Raw genomic sequence first — 519 nt, forward strand, 5'->3', positions numbered from 1 at the left:
CAATGAGGATCATCGTCGGCCAACACCGCGAGGCTCAACACCGGCCCATTCTGGCGGTCGAAGAGGCGCACATGGTAACGACACATGCGCTTGGCAAAGTCAACATCGCGTTGCGCCTGGATCTCCAGATGGATAAAGATGGTCATCTCTTCGCCGTTGTGCCATGCAACGCGAATGAGTTTGTCTACGCGCAACTTGCCCGTATTGGCTTCGGGGTTGATCTGTTCGAGCTCCTTGTCGCAAAAGATCAGCGGCTGATCCCAGTCAACCCGCGCAGCGACCTTGGGGAAGAAGAGCTGTAAACAGGCGGGCATGTAGTGTTCCAGCGCGTACTTCCAAGCGCCATCAACATCGGCAGCGGTCTGCTCATCCATAGCCACTCCTCACGGTACAACAGTCTCTATAAGATCTACCGCTGGAAGAGGCCAAAAGATACGCTTTTGGGTAATAAGGGGTCATAGGGAAGAACAAGGTTCTTCCCTATGACCCGCTCGTACGCTCCTTACACTACCCCCCACC

At 54.9% G+C, this 519-nt stretch carries 1 protein-coding gene; it reads right to left on the bottom strand.

The genetic code is table 11. The features are described 5' to 3' along the window. The coding region (locus tag CJ255_RS22315) for a hypothetical protein (RefSeq protein WP_217352534.1) at positions 1–374 on the bottom strand (374 nt) is incomplete at its 3' end. Positions 375–519 lie beyond the last annotated feature (145 nt).

It is taken from the genome of Candidatus Viridilinea mediisalina (assembly GCF_002532535.1).
In the GTDB taxonomy this organism is placed as follows: domain Bacteria; phylum Chloroflexota; class Chloroflexia; order Chloroflexales; family Chloroflexaceae; genus Viridilinea; species Viridilinea mediisalina.